The organism is Nitrosopumilus maritimus SCM1, from assembly GCF_000018465.1.
Classification (GTDB): Archaea; Thermoproteota; Nitrososphaeria; order Nitrososphaerales; family Nitrosopumilaceae; genus Nitrosopumilus; species Nitrosopumilus maritimus.
In genome coordinates this window covers 152,005-168,328 of the sequence record NC_010085.1, presented here as the reverse complement: position 1 = coordinate 168,328, position 16,324 = coordinate 152,005, and the positions used below count along the sequence as shown (strand labels likewise).

The window sequence follows — 16,324 nt, the reverse complement described above, 5'->3', positions numbered from 1 at the left end:
TCTCCTAATGTGATGGGTTCTTTGACTCGAACGGATAATAGTATTTGCCTCCAACACCAAATGGATCCTCTGGGTTTGCAGGTTCTCCTTTTCCAGCGCTGTAAACCATGTTAACCAAAAAGACAACCATACTGACACCAATTACCATTGCACCAATTGATGCAATTTGGTTCATTGCAATCCATTCTGGGATTGGTGGATAATCAAATATTCTTCTTGGCATTCCATATAATCCAAGTACGTGTTGAGTAAAGAATACCAAAATTGTTCCTATAAATGATAAGAAGAAGTGAATCTTACCCATGGCTTCATTGTACATTCTGCCTGTAACATATGGGTACATGTAGTAAAGGAATCCGATTGAACCAAATGCAATAGTTCCCATCACAAAGAGATGGAAGTGTCCAACTACCCAGTAAGTATCGTGAGTTGTAAAGTCTAATGGCATTGCAGCATTTGCTACACCACCTGCACCTGCTGAGAAGAATAATGCAATTCCGCCAACAGCCCACATCATTGGAGTTGAGAACTTGATTCTACCATTCCACATTGTTGCAATGAAGTTATAGACGTGCATTGCAGATGCTGGAACTGCTGCAAGAGTTCCTACCATGAATACAGTCTTTTCTGTAAAGGACATTCCAGTTGCATACATGTGGTGAGCCCATGATGAGAAACCAACAATAGATAATAGTACAAAGGCAAAGATACCAGAGTTGAAACTGTAAATTGGTTTTCTTGAGAATCTTGGAATAATTTCATACATCATACCAATAGCTGGAATGACAAGAACGTATACTTCTGGATGGAATGTAAACCAGAACAAGTGTGCATATGCAATTGGATCTCCTCCCATTGCGGGATTAAAGAATCCAGTTACACCGAGTCTGTCAGTTAACAACATCAACAGTGCTGCTGCAAATGTTGGAATTGCAACAAGGATGATTAATGATGATGACAAGAAGGACCAAGCCAATAGCGGTACTTGACCAATTGACATGTCTGGGTGTTTACATTTGAGAATTGTAACGACAAAGTTGATTGCACCAAGAACTGAAGATACACCTAAAATCTTTAGTCCAAAGATCCACATGTCTGCTGCTGGACCTGGAGCACTGATAATAGAATATGGAGGAGTTGCATACCAAGTAAAGTCTGCAAAGCCTAACCAGATGAGTGCTCCTGATGGAGGAATCATCCAAAATGCAATTGCATTGAGTTTTGGATAAGCCATGTCTTTGTATCTGACCATAATTGGAACAAAGTAGTTACCAACAGCAGATGCAAATGGTATGATAAACAAGAAGATAAGAGTAGTTCCGTGAACTGTAAAGATTCTGTTAAAGGTCATTGCATCACCAATGATTTGTGCACCTGGCAAGAATAATTCAGCTCTAATTGCAAGTGCTAACGCACCACCCAAGAACAAGAATCCTAGTGACATGATAAGATAAAGTAAACCAACATCAGTGTGATGTGTTGAGAACATTATTTGCCAAATTGGACGTGGTTTTTGTAATTCCAGAACCATTAGTTAATTCCCTCCAGTGATTCGGATAAAAGCGTTATCAAGAGTGTGGTTCCTCCACAATTAACGTTCCACGCATGTTATAGTGAATTAATCCACAATATTCTCTACATTGAATATCATGTTCTCCAACATCAGTTGGTGCAAACCATACAGTGTTAACTCTACCAGGAATTGCATCCATTAAAACAACATAATCGTGAATGTTAAAAGAGTGATTTACATCAGTTGAATGAATTTCAAATTTGTAGGCTTTGCCTTTTTCAACATGTAATTCACCAATTTCTTTAGTACCATCTTCATGTTCAAAAGTCCAGAACCATTGTTGTCCGGTTACTTTGATAATTTCAGCACCTTCAGGGACATGCTCAACTAGTCTTTCTGCTTCCCAAGCTTCAGCACCAACCCAACACATGATAGCAATTACAACACCAACGTAAATCCATTCAGGCCAGTTAGAATGTCCACCCATTTCTACCAGTCAGTCCCCTCATATGGTGTTGGTTTTGCTTTTGGATGAGATTCTCTAAATCTCCAAACTTGCCAAATCATAGTACCTGATACAACTGCACCTACAACAAATGCAATAGTCATCATTCTAAAGAATAAGTTCCAAATTACTACTCTACGATCAAGATATTCACCAGGTTCATCACCTGCAGCAAATGCGTATTCTACTGCAGGAACTATTACCATAACTGCCAATACTAAGAATAACCCGACTATACCCTTCATAGTGAATGAATGTCGTGACCTTTGATTTCTATTTAAGGGTTTTCAAGATTATTAGCTACCAACCTTGATCGAAACGTGTTGGGTGCATTACGTTAAGTCCGGAAATCGAGAACTTTCGATTGTTCTCCCTGAAGAGATTCAGAGACGCATTTGCTATGATTAACTCAAAGAGGTTAGTAGGCGATAGATCCACTACTGTAGACAACATTGCCTTGATAGGATCCATATGAGTAACCAATACAACATTTTGATTAGGATGATTTTCAATTACATGGTCTACAATTCCTAAAACTCTTTTTTTGACTTCATCAAAAGTTTCTACTCCATTATGAGCAATTTCAAGATCACCTTGATAGAATTTCATAAAGACGTTTCCATGATCATTAAAAATTTCATCATATGCCATGCCAGTAAATTTTCCCATATCAAGTTCAATTAATCGATCATCAATTGTAACATCAATAGAGTTGTGTTTTCCAACGATTTCTGCAGTATGTTTTGCTCTTTGGATAGGACTAGAGTAAATTGCAGAGATGTTCATGTGTTCAAGTAGTTCAGCAGTATGTTGTGCTTGTTGTTCACCAACATCAGTTAAAGGCACACCTTCAGTTCTACCTGCCAATATTCTATCAGTGTTATTTTTTGCCTGACCGTGTCTTAGGAAAATTATTTGGCCCAATCTAATCGAAATTCAAATAGAGATAATAATAACATTATCTGTAGTTAATTCATGAAAGTAGGAATTATTGGCGGTACAGGCGGAATGGGCAAAGGTTTTGCATTAAGATGGTCTCAAAATCATGATGTAATAGTTGGCTCTAGAGATGCTACAAGAGCATCAGAATCAGCTGTAGAATATACAAACTTGGCAAAAGAAGCATTTGGAGAAATTAAAGGAAGTATTTCTGGAAACGACAATGTTTCAGTTGCAAAAGAAAGTGATGTGTTAATTTTATCAATTCCATATGAGAACATTGATTCAGTGTGTTCTGGAATATTGCCAGAAGTAAATGACAATTGTGTTGTAGTATCACCAATTGTTCCAATGACTAAAACAGATGTTGGGTTTGAGTGTGTTTCAATTAAAGACAACAAACCATTCTCATACAAACTTGTATCAAATCATATGAAGAATAAATCAAAACTAGTATCAGCATTTCATGTAATCTCTGAGAAAAAACTTGTCAATCCAACTTTAGAGTTAGATTATGACATTTTTGTTTGTGGAGATGACAAAGAAGCAGTAGGTGTTGTGAATACACTAATTGATGAGATAAGGGGATTAAGATCAATTTACTTGGGACCAATAGAACTATCATACTTGGCAGAAATGTCAACTCCATTGTTACTCAATGCAATGATTCAAAACAAAATAAAAAATCCCGGAATCAAAATTATCTAAGTCTGTTCTTTTATCATGAGCCACGAGTATTATAGGCGAGGCAGAAATTGGTATACTGCCATAGGCGTTTTATTTTCTGTTATGGCAGGAATTGTTTTAATCAGACAATTACTGATATGGGGACCAGAATTTGTTGGAGATTTTTTGTTTAATGGGGAAATTACTAATGAAAAAGTCTCTATGGCAATGTTGGCATTTGGTATTTTTATGATAGCATTAGGATTTAGAAAACATGAACAAAAAAGATGAATTTCTAAAAACACAAAAGATTTTGCGTTTAGCAACTATTGGAAAAAACAAAACTCCACATATTGTTCCTGTGTGGTACAGATATAGTGGAAAAAAATTCCACATAGGAACAAACACCAGAACTCAAAAAGCAAAGAATCTAAAGAAAAACAACAGAGTTTCTTTTTGTGTTGATACAGGAGTTAATGCACCTAACATATACGGTGTCATGGGACAAGGAAAATCAAATCTAATCACAGAAAAAAAGAAAGTAAAAACTATAGCAAAAAAAATTCTTTTACGTTATTTTAAGACAATAGAAAACAAATCAGCTAAAGAATTACTAGAGGATACTGATTGTATTATAGAAATTATTCCTGAAAAGGTTTCTGTGTGGAGTTACTGACTAACAAACTCTTCAATCTTGTTCATTGCAGAATCTAAAATTTCAAGACTAGGAAGATAAACTAGTCTGAAATGACCACTTCCATATTGTTCTCCAAATCCAGAGCCATGTACAGTTAACACTCCTTTTGATTCCAAAAGTTTTGTAACAAATTCTTTGTCTGTTCCAAATCTATTGTCTTCAATTTTTGGAAATGCATAGAAAGAACCTTTTGGATTTGGGCAAGATAATCCTGGCATTTCATTGAGTCGTTTTACAACCAAGTCTCTACGTTTTTTGATTTCAGATACAAAATTAGAGATATAGTCTTGAGGACCTCGTAGTGATTCCAAGGCAGCATGTTGAATAGGCAGGCTTGTTGCAATACGCACCCTAGCTAATTTAGGAAGATTTTCTCTTATTGCATCAAGTTTTGGTGAATTGTTAAATGCAATATAGCCAATTCTCCAACCAGACATCAAGTGGACTTTAGAAAAACCATTTAGAACGATTACGGGAGAATCTCCTGCAACTTTACCAATTCCAACAAATTTTTCATCAAAGACAATCTGATCATAAATCTCATCACAAATTATGTAGAGATTATGTTGATTTGCAATATCTACTAGTTCTCTGAGAGATTTTTCATTAAATACAACACCAGTAGGATTGTTTGGACTAATCAAACAGATGGCAACAGTCTTTGAAGTGATTTTGGATTTTATATCATCAATATCAGGAGTAGAATTATCCAAGTCAACTGCAAATTCTACAGGTACCCCACCATGCAGTCTAACATATGAAGCATAAGGAGGATAATAGGGTCCTGGAAGAAGTACTTCATCTCCTTCTTCTACAATTGAAGAAATCACCATATCTAGTCCTTCAGAGACACCATTTGTAACTAGAATCTCATCAGCAGAAATTGACAATCCTTTGGTATTTTCTTTTTTAGCAATCTCTTGTCGCAAGTCTAAAAGTCCTTCAGAAGTGGAATAGTAATTTTCGCCATTGTTAATTGCATCAATCAAAGCTTGTTTGACATTATCAGGTGGTTGAAAACCAAATTGGACAGGATCACCAATATTGAGATAGTCGACTTGCATTCCTTTTTGTTGCACTTTTCTTGCTGCAAGAACAATATCTCTAATTGCATACTCTACACCTGCTACTTTTTTTGATACCTTCAAAGTATCTAGACAGATATTTAGGCCCGTTAAATTCTTACTTGTTTGGACTCGTTGCACAGCCTGGATAGTGCGGGCGGCTTCGAACCGCCAGGTCGAGGGATCGAAGCCCTCCGAGCCCTTTAGATTATCTTATTAAGCAAATAGTTTGCCACAAAAATGAAGTGAAAATATCGCCATTTAAGATTGGATTGGTTTTGGTAATTGTTGGAATGGTTTGGATTTCAATTATTTTTGCAAATACTGAAAAGAATTATGATGAAACAATCCTAAAACAAACAAGTTCTTTTGAAATAAAGTCACAAGTTACAGGTACGGATATTGGATTTTACAAAATCCACATGCCAGAATTTACAGGAGAAGAAGTATTTGTACAAATTTTAGATATTAGTGACAATGTCATTCAGGAGCAAGTCATTCAAACAAGAATGTCAGTAGGATATTTTGATTTTGTTGGGAATGGAGAGTATACTGTAAAAGTCACAAATTTGGCAAAAAATCAAGTTAGTTTAGAGGTAGAATTTGGAAATACAAATTCAAAAGAGATGATCCCACCAGGAATAATGGTTCTAGTTGGATCTATTTCTATGATAGTAATGTCATATTTGAAAATAAAAAATTACAAAATAGCACAGCCTGATGAGAATATCTCATAGACTGGAATACATTGAATTGTGTGTCCAAAGATTAGAACAAGATTAAATCCTAGCCATATTGTAAAGAACAAAAAGGTAACAATTGAGAAAGGTAACAACAGTTTGAGTTTAGTGTGTTCTCTATTTTTTAAAATTAGCAGACCACCTAGGGAGCCAAGAACAAGTCCTAATTCTAAAGGTTGATGAGACCAAGAGATCAATCCATCAATTCCATAGACTTCATGAGATAGCGAATCACCAAAACCTGAAATTATTTGAATAACAGAGCCAATCATTACTAGTTTAATTCCAGTTTTTAGAGAACGATGAACTGATTTTCGAATTAGTAACATGCCACCTAGTACTGCAGCTACTGCAGTCATTGATACCCCAGTGTATACAATCATGTGAGATGGACTCCAGAAGAATTCAGGTTCTTTTTGAAGATGAGATATTGCATCCCAAAATCCTGCTGAAACTGTAATGACAGGTCCAATTACAGATAGAATACATATGATATGTACAAGATTTCCAGATTTTACAAGTGTAGAGTTTGAAATTCGTTGAATTAATCTCATTTATTCGCACTTGAAAAAAGGAGTATTTGAAATCTTGTAAAAATATCAAGTTGGAAAAATTAACTTTGTGGCTAATTTTTAGAATTAACTATATTAGATAAAACAATCTAGCAATTTTATGAGTCCTGGAATAGGATTAATGAAAAGAAGACTAGAAAAAGAAAAAGATGCAATAGCTCTTGCAGTATCAGGCATTGCAAAAAAATACAATGCAGTTCCAGATACCATTGAAACTCTAGAAACAAAATATCATGAAGATGCAGGTGATTGGTATGTTGCATTAGGATGGGATGAAAAAAAAGCCATAATTAAGATGGATTCTGTTCAAGGAACAATAACTGAGATTAAAGAAATTTAATTATCAAAGAATATTTTGAGTATATTATGACTAGTGCAATTGTTTTAGGGGGTTCTAGAGGCATAGGAAAAGCAATCTCTGAATCACTAAAATCATTAGAAATTGATGTTTTTGCAGCATCAAAAAATGACATTGACACATCAAATTTGGACAGTGTGAGAGAATTTTTAAAAAATCATAATCAAACAGATATTTTGGTTCTAAATACAGGCGGTCCAGAACCAAAACCATTTGCAACAATTACAGAAGATGATTGGAAATTATATCACAACCAATTATTCCTAGGATTTGTAACAATTTTACAAAATATCAAAATCAATAATGGAGGATATATTTTTCTAATTAGTTCAAGTGTCATTAAAGAACCAAATTCAAAATTAATAATTTCATCAGCATATCGTGCAGCATTTGCAGAAATATTCAAAGTATTAAGTAAAGAATATGCTAAAAATCAAATTAGTTGTATTAACATTGCTCCAGGACCAATTAACACAGACAGGACTCAAGAATTAATAGAAAATGTAGAAGAATATCAGAAATCACTACCTATGAAGAGACTTGGAGAGCCTGATGAAATTGGAAATTTTGTAAAGTCAATTGTTCAAAATAAAATAAAATACTTGTCAGGTGTTACAATAAACTTTGATGGTGCAAATTCAAACTATATTTTCTAAAATTATTTTTTAAATTCAACATTTGGAGCATCTGGCTGTCCAGCAATTGCAATTAGTCCACCATCACGTAATTGTTGAAGTAATTGCATGACTTCTTTTTCAACTTGGTTTCTTTGTAGTCCTGTTTGTTGAGCAAAAATTTCAACCAAATCAGTAACCTTACGTTGGCCATTACATGATTTCCAAAAATCAACTATTGCTTGATTTACCATAAATCCTTGATCATGTTCGTTTGCTAATACCATAGAACCATCCTCTTGTTGAACTAGTTTTCCAACACCTTGAGGTAATGCAGTTTCATAATTTATTGGTGCAGGAGTATTCATTCCAGCACCCATGTTTTTGATTTTAATTTTTGCCTCTTCAGACATTTTATCCATTGACCAGGGAGGGTCCCATACGATCTCAATATTGACATTATTTACTCCAGGAACTTTTTTGACAAATCTTGTTGCATCAGAAACTAGAGTTTCATGAAGAGGACAGCCTTGAGTAGTCATTGTCATTTTGATATTAACATCATTATTTTCTGCCACATCAATTCCATAGATTAATCCCATCTCAACAATATTTAGTGGAACTTCAGGATCCATACATTGTTTTAATGAATTTTCAATTGCTTGTGGAGAAACTGTACTCATATTGTTACAAGCAATTTGAAAAACAATAAAAACTTTTTAAAAATTAGCTCAAATTAACAGTTTTTTAAAGATTAGATTCTAAGTTTCCCAATTAATTTCTCACATAATTCGAGGTTTTTCATAGCATCAGATAACGTAGCTGAATAATCATTTTTTTGCCTAGTTTTAATGAGTTTAGCAAAAGCTTTTGCCTGTAAATAAAATCCGGGTTTTAAGAGTACATCCATTTTATCCAAGGTGATAGTTTTTTGTAATTTTGGAACATATTGTCTTATAGGATTTGTTTTAGTCGGCTCTATGATTTTAATTCCATCAAATATGTTAAGTTGTTCAAATGGTTTTAATTCAAATTTTTTAGTATTTTGGTAAAGAGATAATGAAAAGTTGTCAGAAGAATTCCAATTTCCAATAAAATTTATCAAGTCTTGATTTTGATTTGAAAAAGTAGCAACAAAACCCAAGATTTTATTATTTTTTATTAATTTTTTTACAAATTCTAATTTTATTTCACCAAAGATATATCTAAGGATATCTATACTATGGGTAGAATTTGAATAAAAATTTTTTTCTCCAGGAATTTCTGGAACTACCATATTTGCTATAACTGGATTACAATTTTTTAATAAAAGGTTTTTCAAATAATTAATAGGTTTGTAAAATCTTCGATTATAACCAACCATCACCATTCCATGTGATTTTTGAATAATTTTTTTCAATTTTATAGAATTAAAACCAACTGGTTTTTCAACTAAAATAGGAACATTTTTTTTTAAACAGAAATTCAAAATTTCAAAAGTACATTCAATTTTAGTTGCAATTAATATCCCATCATAGTTTTCATTTTTCACCATATCCTTCCAATTTTGAAATGTTTTTGAGATTTTATTTTTTTTAGCAAATTTTTCATATGTTAATGAGTTTGGATTTGATGAAGCAATCGCAATAGGATTCAAACCAGATTTTCTCAAAGCTTGAATATGAAATTCCATTATGGAGGAGGTCCCAATTAAAATAATTTTTGATTTATTCATTTTTTTCTATGTTATTGGACAGTATGAATACTTTTTATCAGAAATTTTGTTCAGATGATTAAGAAAACTCAGTAAAATGGGTTTATGAATCTCCACTGATTCTTTTAGAGTAGTTAGATTACATTTTTCGGTTTCTAGAATTTTCTTTGCAATTTTATGGGTTTTTTCACTTTGGTATGGTATATGAAACGAAAATTTTTCAGGAATCCAATTAGTTTCTTTTCTAGATAAAAAGCCCTCACCTTTAGCTTCGTTAACTCTTAATTTTCTTGTATCAGTAACAATTTCAAATTCTACATTTTCAAATGGAATTTTATTGTTTGATTCAAGTTTTAATTTTGTTCCATTTTTTAAAAATCCATTTAAAATGCCATTAAATTCGATAAAACCATCTCTTTTAGAAGTATAAATTTTATTTTCTATATCTTTATTTTCAATTTGTTCTACTTTACTATCAAAAAGCCATACAGCTAAATCTACAATATGAATAGTATTACAGCACATACTCCAATCAGCATTTCCATAATATAATTTTGAGTTAGAATTATTTTCAAAAAATTTCTTTATATTTATCCAACATTTTTCTTCTCTTCTATAACAATTAACCCAACAATTAATTTTCTTTTGATCAATAATTTTATCCGCTTCATCTAATTCTTCAATAGATTGAAACAAAACTTTTTCAAGAATTAAATTTTTAATAGTAAAATTTGTTATAACATTTTTCAATACTTTTAATCTTACATTAGATGAAGTTGCAATAATACATAAATCAAATTTTAACACATCTTTTGGAAATTCTTTTAAAAAATTAACTTGTTTAATGTTATGATTTTGAGGGATTTCATCAAAAAGTTTTTTAGAATTTTTTAAAGAATTCTCATCAGGATCTACAGCATATAGATTAACAGGTAAATCAATTTTTGCTAAAGATTGTAAATGACGACTTCCTACTCCACCACAACCTACAACCATAATATTTTTCATAATCATTATAGATTTCAAATAGAGGATAAATTTTAATTGTTTTCATCAAATAATTTTTGAATAGATTCTTCATATGGTGAACTGACAACTCCTTTTTCAGTAATTATTCCAGTAATTAGTTCAGGAGGAGTCATATCAAATGCAGGATTAATAACATTAACATCATCAGGTGCAGTTTTTTTATCACCAATACCCGTAACTTCACTTCCTTTTCTCATTTCAATAATAACTTCATCTGCTTTACTTTTCAAATCTATAGTTGAAAGAGGAGCTGCAACATAAAATGGAATTCCATGTTGTTTAGCCATAGTTGCAACTTGATAGGTACCAATTTTATTAAAAACATGTCCAGTCTTTACAATTCTATCTGCACCAACCACTACCTTATTCACCAATCCATTAGCCATAGAATATCCAACTGCAGTATCAGGAATCAAACTTACATCAAATCCATCATGTTGTAATTCAAAAGCTGTTAATCTAGAACCTTGTTGAATAGGTCGTGTTTCGGTAGCTATTACTTTGACTTGCTTTCCACTTTCTTTAGTTGCTCGGATAACTCCTAACGCAGTTCCATATGCCACTGTTGCAAGAGCTCCAGCATTGCAATGAGTCATAATTGTGTCATTATTATCAAATAAAACAGAGCCATTTTTTCCCATAGTTTTATTAATTTCAATATCATCTTCAGCCATTTTTTTGGCTTCAGCAATTACAGATTCTTTGATTTCTTGGATGGAGTTACAGTGTTTTGCAACATCCATTATTTTGTTAAGACCCCATCCTAAATTAATTGCAGTAGGTCTTGTTTCAAATAGAATTTTTCTAGCATTTTCTAGATAAGAAATTAAATCTTGTTTGGTTTCTGCATCACTTTGTAAAACTGCTAAAGCTAAACCAAAAGCACCAGAGACACCAATAGCAGGTGCACCACGAACTACAAGATTTTTTATGGCATCTGCAACTTGATTAAAATCATCAAACTCTACAAACACCAATTCATTTGGAAGTTTGGTTTGATCAATCATTACAACTTTATTATTTTTCCATTCGACAGTTTTTAGTACCATAAAATCAAGTTGTCTATTGATAATTTATTTCCTTCATTAGACTAGAAATTCCATCTTTTAGAGATATTTTAGGCACAAAACTAAGGTCATTTTTGGCCAAATCAATTGAGGCAGAACTATAAAGCAGATCACCTTTTCTAGGAGATTCATATTTTATTTCTAATTTTTTGTCTGAAATTTCTAGCATCAATTTAGCTAATTCTTTAACAGATACAGATTTGCCACTTGCTAAATTGTAAACACTTCCTCTTTTACCTGATATGTTTGAAATTGACTGTTCAATTCCCATTACTAAATCATCAATATGAATAAAATCTCTAGTGTTTTTTCCATCTCCAAATATTCTTAATGGTTTAGTTTGATGAATTTGATTCAGGAATTTTGTTATAACTCCAGCATAAGCATTAGATTGTCCAAGTCCATAAACATTAAAAAATCTTAATGCTATTCCATTAATTCCATAAGCATTACAAAAAGCACGTAAATAGAATTCTAAAGCAATCTTATCAGCACCATATGGTGATACAGGGTTAGGAATTGTAAACTCTGTTACAGGAATTTGTTTTGGATTACCATATACTGCTGCAGAAGAAGCAGCAATAAAATTTTTAACATTATTTTTTACACAAGCTCGAAGAAGATTCAAACTTCCTTCTACATTGATTTTATGTGTTTGATCAGGATGCTCAATTGATTGCAAAATATCAATTTTTGCTGCTAGATGAATTACAAGATCAACATTAGATAAACTAGAATTGATCAAAGAAAAATCAGTTAGATCACCTTTAACTAATTTAGTTTTATCATTTAATAAATAGGAAATATTTTTTTCATCACTATTAGAAAAATTTTCAAAAATTATTAATTCATGTTTTTTATTAATTTTTTTTATTAAGTGCCTTCCAATAAATCCAGCTCCACCAGTTACAAGAATTTTCATACAGATTTCACAATATAGGCACTAATATTTTAAGAAATTAGTTTATTTGGAATAACTAAACATTATATTTCATATAAAATTGATTATCGTAGTTGATTTCATCTAGAGATTTGAAAAAATATGATCCCCAGAAGATGTGTGAAGTATATGATAAATGGCCAGAACTTGCACGTAAAGCATTTTTTCAACCAACGGAAAAAATAGATTTCAAGGACATTAATGAAATAATTTTTTCTGGAATGGGTGGTTCAGGTTCAATTGGAGATGGGTTTTCATCTATTTTTTCTAAAACTAATCTAAATGTTTCAACAATCAAAGGATTCCATCTACCAGAATCTATTAATCCCAAAACTCTTGTAATTCCAATTAGTGTTTCAGGAAATACTATTGAAACACATACTGTTTTAAAACAAGCAAAAAAAAGAGGATGTAAAATAATTGCATTTTCATCAGGAGGTAAAATTGAAAAATTCTGTAATAATAATAAAATTGAATATAGACAAATTCCTATAGTACATTCTCCTAGAGCTTCGTTTGTTAGCTTTTTTTATTCAATTCTAAATACTCTTGAACCAATGATTCCATTAAAACAAAATATTATCTTAAAATCAATTAATGATTTAGAACAACTTTCAAAAAATATTGCATCACACAAATTAGATAAAAAAAATAAATCATTAGAACTTGCAAAATGGATCAATAACATTCCAATAATATATTATCCAAATGGATTCAAAGCAGCTGCAATTAGATTCAAGAATTCATTACAAGAAAATGCAAAACTTCATGCCATGTCTGAAGATATTATAGAAATGTCACATAATGGAATAGTTTCTTGGGAAAAAACTAGTTCAATACAACCAATATTGTTGGAAGGAAAAGATGATTATATAAAAACTAAAAAATTACAAAAAATTGTTAAAGAGTATTTTAAGAAAAACCATATTCAGTATAATGTTATTTCCTCACCAACAGGTTCTATTTTAACAAAATTAGTCTACTTGATATACTTGTTAGACTATTCTTCAATCTATAAAGCAATAATTGAAAAAATAGATCCTTCACCAGTAAAATCTATAGAATTTTTGAAGAAGAAAATTAATTAACTATCCCAGTTAATTGGTTTATTTAAAAAATCACTCAGACGTTTGTTATGAGGTTTAAAATATTCTACAAGTTTTTTGCGAGTATCGATATTCATTTTTGGATTTGAAACAGATGGATTTTTTTTATAATCTGCATTAAATGCTTTATAATTCATTAATTTGTAGCTTGGAAGTTCTAAAAACTTTAACACATCTTGATAAATTTTGTCTGAATCTTTAAAAAATTCCTCACTAAAAACGATTTTAATTTGATCTGAAGGAAACACATCTGTCCAATTTTTAATTTGATCTACATAAATGCCTCCAAATAAATTTGAAAATGTTAAGATATTAGAGGGGTTAAAAAAGAAAAGAGACTTCAGGTATGAAAAACCTTTTAGAGGTTTTGAGTTTTCTATTTCTTCTAAAGTACCTTGAAGTCTTTTTTCTTCTTCATTAATTGCTTCTTCAAAAGACAAAGTCTCAACTCCAGATCTATAATGATGAGTGTATTGCGAAAAAGATCTATCAATCGGATTTCGTAACATAATGATAATTTTTACATCCGGTAACATTTCTTTAACAAGTTTTGGAACATTTGGATAGATCAAATAGGATGTAGAAGCTTCTCCAGTAATTTTTTTAGAATGACCAAATTTTATAGGAAAATTAATTTTATACCATAATGGATTCTTATTATAAAACATGCTAAAGAACATTGGTTCCTTTCTAGAAGAAGACAAAATTTGTGGGTGTTGTATTAGATAATTGTATAGAGATGTGGTGCCACATTTTGGTGCCCCAATAATAATAAAATTAGGGGTCATTCTAAAAAAGCTAGTAGCCAATCGGTATGAATAAAAAAATACATTTCTTATCATTCTTGAAAAAGTAGCAGCTAGCATTTACATCAATTATTTGAGTTTAGATCATTATGTAATTGAAAATTTAACTTTGCAGAAATTCTACTCAATACATACAAAATTGTTGCTACCATTATTAAGAAAAATGCTATAGTCAAAGTGCTCAAAGTAAAAATAGTAAGTCCTACAGGAAGTCTGCCAATTTCATTGTAAAACTCAACAACAAAATAAGAACTAATTCCAGTTATAAAGAAAAAAACAAGAGATGGAATTCCAAATGCAGGTAATGGTTTTGTTTCAATAATTAATTTGATGATTGTTAAAACTACAGTTAAACCGTGTTTTAAGGGGTTCTGAGAAGAAGTTTGAACATTATCAGGATACATTTCTTTTCTAGGAATTTCAATTATTTTTAATTGATTTACAGCAGCTTTCAAAAGAATTTCAGCAGACATTCCCATTCCTTGTGTTTCTAAACTTGGAACAATTTTTTTTAAAGATTCATAGTTATAAGCGCGTAAACCACTTTCGGCATCTCTTATATTATTTTTAGAAAAAGAATTCACTAGTCGTGTTATCAATTTTATTCCAAATTTTCTATAAGGTTTAACATTATCATTATCTTCTAAAAATCTAGAACCAATAACAATATCTGCTTTGTTGGTAAGAATTGGTTGAATAATTTTTGGAAGATCATTTGAATCATGTTGTAAATCAGCATCAAATGTGATAGTTACTTTTGCTCTACGTCTTAAAGCCTCAGATAAACCAGTTTTGATAGAGCCACCATATCCTTTGTTCTGTTTATGTGTAATAATTTCTGCTCCAGCTTTTTTTGCAATTTCTTCAGTTTTATCAGAAGAACCATCATTAATTACTAAAACACTAGTTGCAAATTTTTTACATTGTTTAATGGCTTCCTCAATTGTAGATTCAGCATTATATGAAGGAATACAAACGAAGATTTCATCAGACATAGAATTTTTTTTAGTTTCCATGGTTTCATTCATCATAAGTGTACATTTTGTTTAATTTTAACTATTTAAAATAATGCTGAAATAGAAAATCTCACTAAAACTAAATTTCTGCAAACTTAGGCACGAATGGTTTCAATCTTGATAATATATAATCAATTGATATAGTAATTAAATTCAGATAATTTATGAAAATTGCAAAAAATGTAATGAACTCACCCATTACAATAGACAAAAAAATAAGTATTGGAGAAACTATTTCAAAATTATTAAAAGAAAAAATTAGTAGAGTTTTGATTTCTGAAGACAGCGTTATAACAAGAATCGTTAGTGAAAAAGATATTTGTCATTTTTTACTTGAAAAACAAAATGAATCAATTAACAAAATTCCAATAGAACAAATTTCAAAAAAAATTTTTTCTATTAATGCTGAGGAAGATCTTAAATCATGTACAAAGGAAATGGTTCAGAAAAATATTGGATCTTTAGGAATAAAATCTGAAAAAATTAATGGAATTTTAACAAAAACGGATATTGTTAAAAATATTCAAGCAGAGTTGAAAGAGAAAAAAGCTGTTGAAATAATGTCAAATGATTATTTATGGGAATTCTCAGATCTACCAATCAATCATATTTTTAAAAAAATGATTGATTTCAACATATCCAGATTAATTCTTAAAGAAGAAAATGAGATTTCATCAGGAATTATTACAATTAGAGATTTGTTAAAGTTAGGGTTTAGAAATTTGAATACTAGTTCAATTCAAAGTGAAGAATTAGATACAGGACTTCTTTTTGAGAGATTTTATTCAGATAAGATTAAAGGTCAGGAATTAAGCTCAAAAGAAATTATTTCAGTTCCAATGATGGAGAATCTTTCTAAAGTTTGTTCATTATTACTTAAAGAAGGAATTGACGGAGTAGGCGTATTAAATGACAACAACATTATTTGGGGAGTTCTTACCAAAACGGATCTTCTAAAATCATATATCAATGGGAAAAATTCTAGTTGAATAATTAATG

The 16,324-nt window shown here is 31.1% G+C and carries 21 protein-coding genes and 1 tRNA gene; 9 read left to right on the top strand and 13 right to left on the bottom strand.

Annotated elements, in window-relative coordinates:
- Positions 1-4: 4 nt before the first annotated feature.
- From NMAR_RS00950 to NMAR_RS00935, 4 genes are read right to left on the bottom strand one after another with little or no spacing between them, the layout of a single operon-like run.
- The gene (locus NMAR_RS00950; protein WP_012214567.1) at positions 5-1,531 is read right to left on the bottom strand and encodes a cytochrome c oxidase subunit I; all 1,527 of its coding nucleotides are present in this window, start codon (positions 1,529-1,531) and stop codon (positions 5-7) included.
- Positions 1,532-1,568: 37 nt separating this feature from the next.
- The gene (locus tag NMAR_RS00945; RefSeq protein WP_012214566.1) at positions 1,569-2,000 is read right to left on the bottom strand and encodes a cupredoxin domain-containing protein; all 432 of its coding nucleotides are present in this window, start codon (positions 1,998-2,000) and stop codon (positions 1,569-1,571) included.
- A gap of 2 nt (positions 2,001-2,002) precedes the next feature.
- Positions 2,003-2,263: a cytochrome c oxidase subunit II gene (locus NMAR_RS00940; protein ID WP_012214565.1), complete on the bottom strand. Its 261-nt coding sequence runs from the start codon at positions 2,261-2,263 to the stop codon at positions 2,003-2,005.
- Between the two features lie 55 nt (positions 2,264-2,318).
- Complete coding sequence (locus NMAR_RS00935; RefSeq protein ID WP_012214564.1) at positions 2,319-2,942, bottom strand: histidine phosphatase family protein; 624 nt, start codon at positions 2,940-2,942, stop codon at positions 2,319-2,321.
- Between the two features lie 51 nt (positions 2,943-2,993).
- Here NMAR_RS00935 and npdG point away from each other — a divergent pair, with 51 nt between their 5' ends.
- The 3 genes from npdG to NMAR_RS00920 are packed head-to-tail and all read left to right on the top strand — an operon-like array spanning position 2,994 to position 4,299.
- On the top strand, positions 2,994-3,665 hold the full coding sequence (gene npdG / locus NMAR_RS00930) for an NADPH-dependent F420 reductase (protein ID WP_012214563.1): 672 nt from the start codon (positions 2,994-2,996) through the stop codon (positions 3,663-3,665).
- Positions 3,666-3,680: 15 nt separating this feature from the next.
- A complete protein-coding gene (locus NMAR_RS00925; RefSeq protein WP_012214562.1) occupies positions 3,681-3,914 on the top strand; it encodes a hypothetical protein in 234 nt (77 codons plus the stop codon).
- Complete coding sequence (locus tag NMAR_RS00920; protein ID WP_012214561.1) at positions 3,898-4,299, top strand: pyridoxamine 5'-phosphate oxidase family protein; 402 nt, start codon at positions 3,898-3,900, stop codon at positions 4,297-4,299. The genes NMAR_RS00925 and NMAR_RS00920 overlap by 17 nt, the downstream gene beginning before the upstream one ends.
- Here NMAR_RS00920 and NMAR_RS00915 read toward each other — a convergent pair.
- Complete coding sequence (locus NMAR_RS00915; RefSeq protein ID WP_012214560.1) at positions 4,293-5,468, bottom strand: pyridoxal phosphate-dependent aminotransferase; 1,176 nt, start codon at positions 5,466-5,468, stop codon at positions 4,293-4,295. The two genes, NMAR_RS00920 and NMAR_RS00915, sit on opposite strands and share 7 nt — an antisense overlap.
- 44 nt (positions 5,469-5,512) lie before the next feature.
- On the opposite strand from NMAR_RS00915, the gene NMAR_RS00910 reads away from it, so the two are divergent.
- Both NMAR_RS00910 and NMAR_RS00905 read left to right on the top strand, forming a co-directional pair.
- Positions 5,513-5,587: transfer RNA gene (locus NMAR_RS00910), tRNA-Arg, on the top strand.
- Positions 5,588-5,629: 42 nt separating this feature from the next.
- On the top strand, positions 5,630-6,121 hold the full coding sequence (locus tag NMAR_RS00905; RefSeq protein WP_012214559.1) for a hypothetical protein: 492 nt from the start codon (positions 5,630-5,632) through the stop codon (positions 6,119-6,121).
- On the opposite strand, the gene NMAR_RS00900 is transcribed toward NMAR_RS00905, so the two are convergent.
- Positions 6,085-6,678, bottom strand: coding sequence for a hypothetical protein (locus NMAR_RS00900; RefSeq protein ID WP_012214558.1), 594 nt, complete (start codon positions 6,676-6,678; stop codon positions 6,085-6,087). The two genes, NMAR_RS00905 and NMAR_RS00900, sit on opposite strands and share 37 nt — an antisense overlap.
- Positions 6,679-6,796: 118 nt before the next feature.
- Here NMAR_RS00900 and NMAR_RS00895 point away from each other — a divergent pair, with 118 nt between their 5' ends.
- On the top strand, positions 6,797-7,036 hold the full coding sequence (locus NMAR_RS00895) for a hypothetical protein (protein WP_012214557.1): 240 nt from the start codon (positions 6,797-6,799) through the stop codon (positions 7,034-7,036).
- 26 nt (positions 7,037-7,062) lie between these two features.
- Positions 7,063-7,710, top strand: a complete 648-nt coding sequence (locus tag NMAR_RS00890) for an SDR family oxidoreductase (RefSeq protein ID WP_012214556.1) — start codon at positions 7,063-7,065, stop codon at positions 7,708-7,710.
- Positions 7,711-7,712: 2 nt separating this feature from the next.
- Here the strand turns inward: NMAR_RS00890 and NMAR_RS00885 are convergent, their stop codons facing one another.
- From NMAR_RS00885 to NMAR_RS00865, 5 genes are all read right to left on the bottom strand, one after another.
- A complete protein-coding gene (locus tag NMAR_RS00885) occupies positions 7,713-8,351 on the bottom strand; it encodes a PqqD family peptide modification chaperone (RefSeq protein WP_012214555.1) in 639 nt (212 codons plus the stop codon).
- A gap of 71 nt (positions 8,352-8,422) precedes the next feature.
- Positions 8,423-9,382 carry a Gfo/Idh/MocA family protein gene (locus NMAR_RS00880; protein ID WP_148680010.1) on the bottom strand — a complete coding sequence of 320 codons (960 nt, stop codon included), beginning with the start codon at positions 9,380-9,382 and terminating at the stop codon, positions 8,423-8,425.
- Between the two features lie 6 nt (positions 9,383-9,388).
- A complete protein-coding gene (locus NMAR_RS00875; protein ID WP_012214553.1) occupies positions 9,389-10,375 on the bottom strand; it encodes a Gfo/Idh/MocA family oxidoreductase in 987 nt (328 codons plus the stop codon).
- A gap of 26 nt (positions 10,376-10,401) precedes the next feature.
- Entirely contained in the window at positions 10,402-11,439 is a 1,038-nt protein-coding gene (gene mtnA / locus NMAR_RS00870; RefSeq protein ID WP_012214552.1) for an S-methyl-5-thioribose-1-phosphate isomerase, read from the bottom strand.
- 13 nt (positions 11,440-11,452) lie between these two features.
- Entirely contained in the window at positions 11,453-12,379 is a 927-nt protein-coding gene (locus NMAR_RS00865) for an NAD-dependent epimerase/dehydratase family protein (RefSeq protein ID WP_012214551.1), read from the bottom strand.
- Between the two features lie 92 nt (positions 12,380-12,471).
- Here NMAR_RS00865 and NMAR_RS00860 point away from each other — a divergent pair, with 92 nt between their 5' ends.
- The gene (locus NMAR_RS00860) at positions 12,472-13,485 is read left to right on the top strand and encodes an SIS domain-containing protein (protein ID WP_238523179.1); all 1,014 of its coding nucleotides are present in this window, start codon (positions 12,472-12,474) and stop codon (positions 13,483-13,485) included.
- Here NMAR_RS00860 and NMAR_RS00855 read toward each other — a convergent pair.
- Positions 13,482-14,369, bottom strand: a complete 888-nt coding sequence (locus NMAR_RS00855; protein WP_012214549.1) for a sulfotransferase domain-containing protein — start codon at positions 14,367-14,369, stop codon at positions 13,482-13,484. The genes NMAR_RS00860 and NMAR_RS00855 overlap by 4 nt on opposite strands.
- A gap of 5 nt (positions 14,370-14,374) precedes the next feature.
- The gene (locus NMAR_RS00850) at positions 14,375-15,325 is read right to left on the bottom strand and encodes a glycosyltransferase family 2 protein (RefSeq protein WP_187146548.1); all 951 of its coding nucleotides are present in this window, start codon (positions 15,323-15,325) and stop codon (positions 14,375-14,377) included.
- Positions 15,326-15,489: 164 nt separating this feature from the next.
- Here NMAR_RS00850 and NMAR_RS00845 point away from each other — a divergent pair, with 164 nt between their 5' ends.
- On the top strand, positions 15,490-16,314 hold the full coding sequence (locus tag NMAR_RS00845; RefSeq protein WP_012214547.1) for a CBS domain-containing protein: 825 nt from the start codon (positions 15,490-15,492) through the stop codon (positions 16,312-16,314).
- The last annotated feature ends 10 nt before the right edge of the window (positions 16,315-16,324 follow it).